This window comes from Pontibacter sp. GD7, from assembly GCF_058216375.1.
Genome location: NZ_JBYZMP010000006.1, coordinates 184,362 through 196,144, shown reverse-complemented (window position 1 = coordinate 196,144; position 11,783 = coordinate 184,362). Strand labels below are relative to the sequence as shown.

Sequence of the window (11,783 nt, the reverse complement as noted above, 5' to 3'; positions counted from 1 at the left end):
ATGTTGATCTATTTCAGCCATTTCTCCAGCCAGGCAAAGGCATCTTCCTGCATTCGGATCGTCATGGAATGCGGCACGTCATAGTAGCTGCACTTAAATTTGTCAGGTGCCTTCATTTTGGTGTAAACAGCCTTTAGTTTCTGCTCGGCAGCCTGCATTCCCAGCATGTTAAACAGTTTGTCCTGGCTGCAGTTCATCACCATAAGTGGCCGGGGAGCATTGAGCGAGGCTACATCGGGCAGGTCCAGGAAATCATACTGACGCGGCACATACATCATCCAGGTATGGCGTGCGTGTTCTTTCAGCATGTGCTGGTATGTGGTAGAAAAGGCTGCTACCACACCCGTTTTTATCCTACTGTCCAAGCCAAACAGGTAGGTGCTTCTTAGGCCACCCAGCGAAAGCCCTATGCAGCCAATCTTCTCAGGGTCTACTTCTGGCCGGGTAAGCAGGTAATCAACGGCTACTCTGTCGCCTTGCGCGATCATGCCCAGCCAGGTGGTGCCCGCTGTAAGTATGGTTTTGTTTACCGGTATTTCCTGTGCGTTTGCAAACTTGTTGTATACTTTGATGTTCTCGTTTTCATCGTCTGTCAGGTTGCTATAGTATTGTTTGGCATTGCCGGGACTTGTGCTGGCCGGGTCTAATTTCTGCGAGCCAAAGTATACCGCATCGGGGCAAAGCACCACAAACCCTCTCTTTGCCAACTCATCGGCATAAGTGCGTCCTTCGTACAGGTTCTGGATGTACGCTTTAAGTATGGCTGGCTGATCGTCTGTTAAAGTATGTTTTTCTTTGCCGTAAAAGTAAAAGCCACCGTGGTCGTGAAGGGCTATAATGGCGGGTGCAGGTTTGGTCAGGTTATCAGGGATGAGCAGGAAAGCTTCCGTTTGCTGCAGGGCGTTCAGGTTATACTTTACCAGATACTGCGTATAGCCATTTCTTTTAGTTGTATCAAGAATTTGTGGGTTAAGCGGTGCCGGCTCCGGTGCAAAAGCCAATAGCCCATGAAGTTTTCCCCTGGCTTCTTTTCGCCACTTTTCGGTGTTCTTCCAGTCTTTTGCCAGGTAGGATAAGCTGCTGTTGTCTTTAGAAGCATAAGCCTCCAGAATGGGATATAAATTCCCTGCATCAGATACAGGCTGTTGCGCAGTAGCGGTTATACTTTGCAAAAGCGGCAGTATAACAAGTATTAAAAACCGTTTGCCTGCCAGTCTAAAAGATCCCCCTTCCCTCATGCCATAAAGTATAAATGTAAATCTGAAAAAGTTTAAAAAAGAGGGGCAAAACCCCTCCCCTTTATATACTAAACTTGATTGATAAAAACCTGCTTCATCTTTGGTCTACCACTTACCACGCATCCAACTTCTCAGTGGCATACACCAGCCTTTTATGCCAATTGGCTTGCAACCTGATCTTGATCTAATTTTAAACAGCAGCCCACTACCCGCGCAAACGGCTGTGGCAAATACCTCCTTAGCGTTTAACAACCCTGGAAGTCACACGCGTATGCTCATCACTGTAAACCACCAGGTAACTTCCTTTATTTAACCTGCTCAGGTCCAGTGTAGTGTTTACCAAGCCTGCCTGTACAGCATAGCCTGCCACTTTTGCGCCATGTAAAGTATAAACCGTGATACTGGCGCCTTTTCCAGCCATAGGATGTGCAACGGCCAGGTTCCCTTCTGTAGGGTTAGGGTAGGCTGTCAACTGTTCTTTTGCCAAAGCCCTTTTACTTGCCAGTATGGTCAGGTTTTCACCTTTAACTTCTACATCTTTCAACAAGCCATACCTGCCCGAGCTGGAGCTTCCGCAACTAAAGTATAGCCTGATGCTGAGTGTTTCGCCGGCATTCAGGGTAACACCCTCCGCATCGTTCAAAGCAATTCTGTAACGCTGGTTGGCGCCTGTATTCTGATTAGCCAGTACTATTGGGGTAGCAAAGGCCCCGTTCCCAGTGCTTGGCAATACACCCCCGGGCCCTTTACCACCTGTCACGTTGGTTGAATCGGCTGTTGTAAACCCGGTTTTGGAGTATACCACGGCCAATTTGGTGTTGCTGTTTGTATTGTAGAAGGCAGACCAAACCAAAAGCGAATCGATGCGAAGTGAAGCACCAGGTGCAGCTGTTACCGTAAATTGCTCGTAGAAATCTCTTTTTATACTTCCGCCAGGGCCTCCGCTAGCTGTACCCCACAGGCCGCTGCCATCGGCAGCCGCAGAGAAAGCCTGACCATACGTTTCTGAGTAAGCCGGCACACTTGCAACTGTGGTACCGTTGGCTACATGCAGCTTTTTAAACGTTGGAGTGCTGGCCATCACACCCGAAGACCTCACCCCTGCATTGTCCTGGTTGTTGGCGGTAAGGGGCCATTGCTGTAGTACCACCGAGGTACGGGGCGTTTCATTTAGTTTCTCCCCTGATACACTAACAGTTGCCGCTGTTGCTCCATCACTTGCATGGGTAATAGTGCCTGCATATGCTCCTGCTGCGTTTGCATTTAGCCTTACAGAAATGTTTCTACTGCTTACTTCGTTGTTAGAGTGCATAAGTACAAGCGGCGATGCGTTATTATGCCAGGTATTGCCATCGACTGATACCTCGAATTGCGCAGGGGGTGTGATGGTGATGTTATCCGTTAAGTTTGTACCCGACAAAGTGTATACCTTTATGGCTGATGGGCCGTTCAGATACTGAGTAAAGGAACTGAGCGTTCCTGCCACATTGATAGTAGGTACCCGACTGATCTCAATAGTCTTGGTTGTGTGGGTAGCCAATCCGCTCCTGGATGCACTTAAGTAGTAGTAGAATCTGCTGCCCGCCGCAGGCAATACGTCTGTAAGGCTAAAGTTAATGTTCTGGGCATCGGCAGCGGTTACCTCTCCTACTTTAGAAAAAGTAACATTGTCGCCGGACCTGTACAACTCATACTTTACATCCGCAATAGCCCAGCTGATGTTCCACCTGAATGTGGTGTTACTGCTTCCTTTTGTGCCTTCAAAATTAGACACGGCAATGTCAGGTATCTGCTCCTGGCATATTGCTGCATCAACGCTACAAGGGTCCCAGTCTGTAAAGAGGTTGTTGAGTGTATAAGCGGCAGCCTCAGCGTCTGTCAGTTGCTTAGACCATGCTACGCGCTGGCTTACATTGTGCAGGCTACCATCGTAATTCACGCTTTTATACTCTGCATAAAGTATAAGGTCGGTATTTGTTTGTTCTGTCCACTTGGCCCAGCCTTCCGGCTTCACTGCGCTGCTCATGGTGGTATTCAGGAAAACCGTTTTATTATGGGCAGGCGTGCTTTGCGATCCGTCGTTTTGCCAGGGCCTGCCAAGCACATACTTTGTTACACCTCTGTTGGCTGGTATGATGCAGTTTTTAAACACATAACCGTGCTCCTGCCCTGCCTGCGTGTTTGCGGCCGTAATGTAGCTGCCGCTTAAATTGTCTTTTCGGTCTTTGGCATAGATAACACAACGCTCAAATACGGCTCTTGAGCTCCCGAAAATAAAGTCAACCACACCATCAATGTAGCAGTCCTTGAAATATTGCCTTTTACCGTCGCCATTTGCCAAAACCGTGTCCTGGCCACCCAGGAAACGGCAATTCTTAAAAGCCACTTTATCACCATTCACGTTTATTGCCAGGGCCTGCGGGGCATCGCCGGTGGTGTTTTCAAACGTGATGTTCTTAGCAAAGAAGTTATTGGCGTTTACAGTTACGGAAGCCGAGGTAGACGTACCATACGTTCCGCCTCCCGGCATTGCCTTGCCAGAGTAGTCGTCATGCGTTAGGATGGTGTTGGCAACACTTTCACCAAAAAGGTAAATGTATGGCTTATTAGACGGAATGCTTATTTTCTCTTTATACACCCCGTTTTTGATATGAATAATAAACGGCGTGGTGCGGTTAGTTGGAGCAGCATTAATAGCAGCCTGTACGGAAGTATAATTTCCCGTGCCATCTGCAGCTACTACAACATCCTGTGCCTGTGCAGCCAGGTTTAACCCACAGCAGAAGAGTAGCAGGAACACGGAAAACAACGTTGTTCTGGTAAAGGCTAGATTCATAGGGACATAAATTTCAAATGCGTCTGTGCAATCGATTGCACATAAATACAAATAAAAGAAACCCTTAGTTATTGTAAAACTTTCTCACCTGATTTTTTCATTCTTCGGGTATGGATTTATGGGTTTTAGCTTAAGATCAACCAGCACTCCTATCACTCTCAATTTATACTTTTGCAGCACTAAAAGCAAAGTATATTTTCCTGTTACACAAGTGTTAGCGACATTACTTTTTAGCAGTTACAGTTCCTAAACCTTTAAGGCCATTAAACACGAGTTGCGCAACAGCTTGTGCCCCCTCCGGCTGAAAATGCGTGTTGTCTTTCTGCCCTTCCGGGTAAGCCACATACTTCCCAGGTGGCAGGTTCATAAAGTAATATTCTGTTACATAGTCCTGGCCCTTAGCCGTGAAAGCTTCTATGGAAAGCTGCGTCAAGTCTATTAGTTGTACCTGCAATTCTTTTGCTACGTCTTTTGCCGCCTGTGGGTACTCGCCGTGTACATTGCTTAGCTTACCGTCTTTCCAGGGGTAGTTGCGGTTTACTGGCGTCAGTATGATGGGAATTGCTCCTTTCTGGCGGGTCTGGTTTACGAACAGGCGCAGGTACTCTTTGTAAGCGGTTACATTTGTGTACCGCTCCGGTTTGTTCTCGGCAGCATCGTTGTGTCCAAACTGCATCATCACCACATCACCTTTTTGCAGGGCTTTGTATACTTCTGCCCAACGGCCTTCCTCAAAAAAAGTACGGGTGCTACGGCCTCCTCTTGCCTTATCCAGTACCAGCACGCTATCCGCTTTAATCAAATGCTTTATCTGTCTAAGGCTATCCGAGTGCATAAATGGCTGAAACACCTGCCCCCACCCTGCGATCGGGTAGCGGGTGGTCATGTAATCCTTGTCATCGTAGTTGCCTGTATAGTCTGCCACTGTGGAGTCGCCGATCAGGTATACTTTTACAACTTTCTTTTTAAAGGGCACAAAGGCTGTAAGCAACAGGCAAAGGGCCAGTATAGAGAACAGGTAAGCAAAGTTTCTCATGTTTCTTATACTTTGTGATCTTAAATAATTAACTCTCGTGTAGTCTATCATCCCCCTACACCCTTCAAAGGCAGGGTCGTTTCATTCTAACAAATTACATGATTATGGCGCGAGCGTCCTCGCTCGTGTCGGGTTATAGCTGGGCCTCTGGCCCAGTTGGATTGCAAATCCAACGGTATAACAAGTCACGGATCACAGATCCGCGCCAGCAAAAGGTGTTTGCTCATTGCGAAAGGTGTTCTCAACTGGATTTACACCCCTGTGGTCCCCTCAAGGTGACAATTTTCATTAGAACTTAATGGCCCTGCCTTCAAAGGAGGCAGGGGGATTACAATTCTGAGTCAGACGTCTGCAACTCAGTTATACTTGCTGATCAGGTGTGGTAAAAAAGTATGGCCCAGCGAGTCATGCTTCGTTTACTCAAGCTAAATCATTAATTCAGTTTTAAAGCAGAGGCACTCAGGTCTTTGCCTTTTGATACCTGCTTCGAGGCATCCTTAAAGTCTTTGCTTTCCAGCTTTACGTTTTTGGTAAGCGGCCCCAGTACGCGTACCACCTGCTCCTGGCCTTCTTTATACTTCAGGCCCTCCACTACAATATTCTTGCTGTTGTAGATAGTTAAAGCCGGGCCTTTCTCCGTTATCACTTTCACATTCTTCAGCTCAATGCCATCGGTGTCTACTGCGGTAATGCCTTTGGTAGCCTTCAGCATGGAGTTCTCGATCTTCACGTTTTTCAGGTTCATCTCAGGCAAGCCCTGCAGCGCCACAGCCTCGTCGGCACCGGCTACGGTAATGTTGCGCATGTAGATGTCTTTAAAGGAAGGGGTCTCAACAGTAACCGACAGCAGGCGTTCGTCGCGCTTCTCGGTTTCGGCGCTTTGGGTATCATCCAGCACAGGTGAGTTGCCACCATAAAACAGATTAAAGCTGATGGCCTGCGTTGGGATGTTGATCATGTCGATGTTGGAGATATAGATGTTCTCTACCACACCGCCTCTGCCACGAGTACTTTTAAAACGAAGTCCGATATCTGTACCGATGAACGTACAGTTTGATACGTGCACATTTTTAACGCCACCTGACATTTCGCTGCCCACCACAAAACCGCCATGGCCGTGGTACACGATGTTGTTTTTCACGATCACATTCTCTGTTGGCATGCCGCGTTTTCTTCCGTCTTCGTTCTTGCCTGATTTGATGCAGATGGCATCGTCTCCCACATCGAAGGTGTTATCATAGATCACAGAGTTTTTGCAGGACTCCAGGTCCAGTCCGTCGCCATTTTGGGAGTACCATGGGTTGCGCACGTTCAGGTTACGGATGGTCACGTCCTCGCACATCAGCGGGTGGATGTTCCAGGCCGGGGAGTTTTGAAACGTAGGGCCGTCCAGCAAAACTTTTTTACAGTTTACCAGGCTTACCATCACAGGGCGCAGGTAATCTTTTACAGCCTCAAACTCTTCTATTGTCTTAAAGTTCGGCACGTTAAAATTGTCCTTGCCATCGCCTTTTTTCGACTTTTCGGATGGATACCAGGTTTTCCCGTCATCACTTAAAACGCCACCAGACTTAACCAAAGCTTTCCATTGGGCATCTGTCAGCTTGCTTTTTTTGGTAGGACGCCACGCATCGCCGGAGCCATCAAAAGTACCGGAGCCGGTAATGGCCACATTCACCAGGTCTTTGCCGTTTATCGGGGAGATGGTTCTGTAAGTATCCAACCCCTCGAAGCTTGTCTTTACCAGTGGGTAATCGTTGAAATCTGAGCTGAATATAACAAGTGCCCCAGCCTCTGCGTGCAGGTTGATGTTGCTCTTCAGGGTAATAGGACCCGTAATCCAAATGCCGCGCGGAATCACCACTTTACCGCCGCCTTTGGCAGCCACAGCATCAATGGCTTTTGCAAAGGCCTCAGTGTTTTTAGTAAGGCCATCACCCACAGCTCCGAAGTCGGTTATACTTACGCTATTTTTCGGGAAGCTAGGTTCCTGCACAGGTGGCATGTCAAACTCAATGCCTGCATACACATCGGTGGTAGTGCTCTTTGCAGCGGCTATACTTGCAGTAGCTGATGCGGTGTTTGCCTGAGCGATTGGCTGTTGCTGGCACGACACCTGCAGTGTACCTGCCAAAGCAACCAATGCTAAAAACCTGTTGATCGTTATTTTTCTGATATTCATATCCTTGGTTAGTTATTTCTTGCTCTGTAAAATTGAAGCGGCATTAACGTTTGGTGTGATCCTGAACCAGTCAAAGTCCACGAAGCCGGCATCGTTTGTTTTATCCTGCCTTATGGCAAAAACGCCTACCTTGGCCCCGATCCATCGGCCCGGCGCAGCAGTAAAGCTGCTGCCTACTTTCTTAAACTGATTTCCGTTCTCGCTGTAACTGAACTGGCACTTGCCGCCTTTGTCCACCTCTACCCTAAAGTATACTTCACTGCTATTCAGTTTACCGATTACTTCCTCTTTTTCAGGGGTTCCTTTGTGGGCATCTTCAACAAAAGTATAAGTCAAGTATACTCCTTCTTTTTTACTCACCAGGCCAACGTAGGCATAATCTTCTCCCATTACTAACAAGCCGGTGCGCTCGTTCTCCAGCTTTGGATTTGGCGTGAACTTCAGTTTGGTGGTGGCGGTAAATATCTCTGCCGGGAATTTCTGCAACAACAGGTTCGGTACATCCCACAAGTTCTTGGCGCCCTCCGGCACCTGATCGGTAAACAGGCGCAGATGCCCCTTGCCTGGGTTTGAAAATGCCCATGTTACTTTCGGGTTGGCGTGCCACTGCCATTGCAAGCCAAGCTTGTTACCATCAAAATCATCCGATTCCTGCGGAGTAGAAACAGGGTATACTTTGCCCACATCAGGTTTTCTATGGTGCATCACCGGTTCCCCTTTCCCGTCGACGTCTTTATCCTCACCGATCACGGGCCAGCCATATTTCCACTTCATCGGCTGCAGGTGTACAATGCGGCCATAGGCCTCCACATCCTGAAAATGGAAGAACCAGTCTTCGCCACCCGGAGTACTTACCCAGGCTCCCTGGTGCGGACCATTTATACTTGTCTTGCCCTGGTCCATCACGATCTTCTCTTCGTATGGGCCGTACGGGTTTGTTGATCTTAAAACCAGTTGCCAACCAGTGGCTACGCCGCCTGCCGGTGCAAAAATGTAGTAATAACCGTTGTACTTATAAAACTTCGGCCCTTCCACAGTCGGGTGCGCATCATGTCCGTCAAAAACCAGCGTGCCTTCATCCAGCAGCTTAGTACCGTCCGGACTCATTTCGCGCACCGCCAGCACGCTTTTTATACCGGCACGGCTTCCGGCAAAGGCATGCACCAGGTAGGCCTTGCCATTGTCATCCCAAAGCGGACAGGCATCGATCAGCCCCTTTCCTTCTTGCACCAGCACCGGCTTCTCCCACTTGCCTGCCGGGTCTTTGGTTTTAACCATGTAAATGCCAAAATCCGGATCTCCCCAGTAAATGTAGAACTCGCCGTTGTGATGACGTATGGATGGTGCCCAAACGCCGTTGCCGTGCTGTGGTTTGGCAAAATGCTCGTAAGGCGGAATCCGGTCCAGGGCATAGCCGATGATCGTCCAGTTTACCATGTCTTTGGAGTGCAGGATCTGCAGACCAGGTATGGCATTAAAGCTGGAGGAGGTCATGTAATAATCATCACCTACGCGGCAAACATCCGGGTCAGAGTAATCGGCATAAAGTATAGGGTTCTGGTAAGTACCGTCACCTTTATCGGCTACCCACACCTTCGATACCTGCACGTCTGGCAGTGCGCTGGCTGCATTTATACTTTGCTGCGCTACACATGAAACCGTGAAGCTGCAGGAAAGCACTGTGAAAGCAACAGAGACTATAAACCGGACTGCTGGCATACTTTTACCTGTTATTATTCCTTCAAAAGGGCTATTCTTTTAACGACCTTCTCCTGGCCAACCTGTATGGTGCAGAAGTATAAACCAGCCTTCAGGTTATTGCTGTTACTGTCTTTCCCATTCCAGAATATTTCGTAGTTGCCCGGCGCTGCCTGCTCGTTCATCAATACTGTCACCTGTCGGCCAGCAACATCGTGTATCACAACCGATACCGACACACGCTGCTTCACTTTAAACACAATGGAAGTAAGGCCAGAAAACGGATTTGGGTAAACAGATACCCCATACTTTTCAGAGTGGTCGGGCAGGCTCGTTACCGTTTTAAGTGTCAGTGAGTTAAGGTACTTCTCAAGGTTAGTGTAGCCATTGCCGTTAAAGTCGCCGTTTCTGTCGGAGGCATCGTTCGGGTTAAGGCCGTTTGCCAGTTCCCAGGCATCCGGCATTCCGTCTTTGTCGGTATCGTCAGGGGCCGGTGCAGAGTTTAGCGTTGGCCAGCCTCCTACGGTTCCCTGCGTGTCAATGATGCCTCTGCCTGCTCCATAGGCTCCTCCGTAAGTGGCAGTGCCGGTTTTGGCTTCATTTACGACGCGGGCATCCACGGCATCGCGTTTCGGAAGTATGGCCCCGGCACTGTCCAGCACACTCAGGAAAGCTTCTTCGGCTGTCTGGGTGCGAACAGGCGCAAAAGCAAAGGGCTCATTAACTCTTATTTTAGTCTGCCAGTCAGTGTAGCTTACGTTTTGCACACCGCCGTTCCAGTTGTCTGCTGTGGTGACCGGGTAGCCAAACACGTAATTGCCATTGATGTACCATTTGCCCAGCTCGGCCTCGGATGGCGCATTGGCATCCAGTATGCGGTTTCGTTTAGAGCTGCTGGTGGTAGCAGGGCCATACTTATAGTAATTGTTAACAATGTTATGGTTGCCTCTTTCGCCGCCATAAGCGCTGTTACTACCCCAATTGTAAATTACATTGTTTCTGAAATCTACATACTCCAGATCGGGGCGGTTGCTGTAGCGGGCACCGTTAAAGCGTGGGTTGCGGTTAGAGTGGTGCGCCAACAGGTTGTGATGAAACGTGGCCCCCTGCCCTCCCCAGATACCGCCATAACCGTGGTCGCCTTTGTTATGCACCGATCTGTAAAGACTCTCACTCAGGATACACCACTGCAGGGTAAAATTTTTGTTATCGTAAAAGCTTCCGGTCTCGTCAACAGCCCAGCTTAGTGAGCAATGGTCTATGATGATGTTCTGGCGGTTGCGTCCCCAGATGGCATCGTTCTCTACCTGTGCCTCGTCGCCAAGCCTGAAGCGCATGTACCGAATAATGATATTGTCCGCCTCAATTACAACAGCATTATTTTTGATGGCAATACCGTCGCCTGGTGCTGTCTGCCCCGCAATGGTGAGGTTTCCGTTCTTTATTCTCAGTTCGCTAAGCAACGTGATCGTGCCGCTTACCCTGAAAACAATTGTCCGGGCACCGGTTTTGGTCACGGCATCACGGAAGCTTCCTGCACCAGAGTCGTTCAGGTTGGTAACTTCATACACGGCGCCGCCACGGCCACCGGTTGTAAATCTGCCAAAACCTTCTGCCCCCGGAAAAGCAAGTTGCTGCGCCTGTAAAGGGCTATAGCCAAGTATAAAAATTAGCAGCAGGCCAAGCAGGCTTATACTTTTAGAGTGTGTAGAGGTTAAGGTCATAGGTTAGTTACTGTAAAAGGTAGTAGTGTAGGTAGATTTATTTGCTTGATGCGGTTGCTATGCCGGGAACCCAATCGCCGAAGATCTGCTCCAGCGTATACTTCTGCGCCTCTTCTTTTGAAAGGTGGTGCGCCCAGTTCACTCTGTTGCGAGGGTTCGCACCCGGACCTTTGGAGTTATACTCTGCGTAGTAGCTTGTTTTCTCTGCTTCGGGTTTGTTCCAGTTGTGCCAGCCTTCCGGCTTTATGTGGTTACCCAGGTAGCAGTTCAGAAACACGGTCTTGGCATAAGGCCTCCAGGGGCGGCCCAGGTAAACAGAACTGGCCGGCGCATCGCCTGTCAGGCGGCAGTTCATAAACACAAAGCCGTAAGCGGTTTCGGGTAATGTAGAAGCAGCCGTAATATAGTTGCCACCCTTTTTACTGTATATCTCGCAGTTGTCGAACACTGCCGTTGACCACCCGAAAATAAAATCCGTGGTGCCCTCAATGTAGCAGTCTTTGTAGTACTGGCGGCTTTTTTCTCCGTGTGGGTACAGCGTGTCCTGGAAACCGAGAAAGCGGCAGTTTCGGAACATAACCTTATCGCCGTCTATGCGCACTGCCACGGCCTGCCCCACCGGCCCTGAACTGTTCTCAAAAGTGATGTTCTCTGCGGTGAAATCATCTCCAAACACATAAAAACTGGTAGAGCCTGTCGTGCCCATTTCCTCTCCAAAGCGGTTTTTCTTCGAGGCGTAGTCGTCGTAAGTCAGGATGGTGGCCTTTACATCTTCGCCAACAAACCGCACATTCGTTTTTGATGCCGGCAGTGTCAGCTTTTCTTTGTAAACCCCTTTCTTTATAAGGATGCTTGTTTGATTTTTCCTGAAGTCCGGTACTGCGTTAATGGCTTCCTGCACTGTTTTAAAATCGCCGCTTCCATCCTTTGCCACCACAAAATCATACTTCTGCGCTTGCACTTTTAGTGCAAATACACAAAGTATAAATGTGAAGTATAAAGTATGGAGAAAGCGGGAGTTCATTCTATTAGTTTTTTTATTTAAGCTGTTCTTGTTTGCCGTCTTGTC

General features: G+C 48.7%; 7 protein-coding genes. All 7 read right to left on the bottom strand.

Annotated features, from left to right (window positions below; genetic code table 11):
• Window positions 1–8 precede the first annotated feature (8 nt).
• On the bottom strand, window positions 9–1,238 hold the full coding sequence (locus tag AC4BAP_RS11510) for a dienelactone hydrolase family protein (RefSeq protein WP_490582799.1): 1,230 nt from the start codon (window positions 1,236–1,238) through the stop codon (window positions 9–11).
• 238 nt (window positions 1,239–1,476) lie between these two features.
• Window positions 1,477–4,074, bottom strand: coding sequence for a pectinesterase family protein (locus AC4BAP_RS11505; RefSeq protein WP_490582798.1), 2,598 nt, complete (start codon window positions 4,072–4,074; stop codon window positions 1,477–1,479).
• Between the two features lie 223 nt (window positions 4,075–4,297).
• Window positions 4,298–5,110, bottom strand: a complete 813-nt coding sequence (locus tag AC4BAP_RS11500; RefSeq protein ID WP_490582797.1) for a rhamnogalacturonan acetylesterase — start codon at window positions 5,108–5,110, stop codon at window positions 4,298–4,300.
• Between the two features lie 433 nt (window positions 5,111–5,543).
• On the bottom strand, window positions 5,544–7,292 hold the full coding sequence (locus tag AC4BAP_RS11495; RefSeq protein ID WP_490582796.1) for a glycoside hydrolase family 28 protein: 1,749 nt from the start codon (window positions 7,290–7,292) through the stop codon (window positions 5,544–5,546).
• A 12-nt stretch (window positions 7,293–7,304) separates the two neighbouring features.
• The gene (locus tag AC4BAP_RS11490; RefSeq protein ID WP_490582795.1) at window positions 7,305–9,011 is read right to left on the bottom strand and encodes a glycoside hydrolase family 43 protein; all 1,707 of its coding nucleotides are present in this window, start codon (window positions 9,009–9,011) and stop codon (window positions 7,305–7,307) included.
• 14 nt (window positions 9,012–9,025) lie between these two features.
• Entirely contained in the window at window positions 9,026–10,714 is a 1,689-nt protein-coding gene (locus AC4BAP_RS11485) for a T9SS type A sorting domain-containing protein (protein WP_490582794.1), read from the bottom strand.
• Window positions 10,715–10,751: 37 nt separating this feature from the next.
• Window positions 10,752–11,738 (bottom strand): pectinesterase family protein, encoded by a 987-nt coding sequence (locus AC4BAP_RS11480; protein WP_490582793.1) that lies wholly within the window; start codon window positions 11,736–11,738, stop codon window positions 10,752–10,754.
• Between the last annotated feature and the right edge of the window lie 45 nt (window positions 11,739–11,783).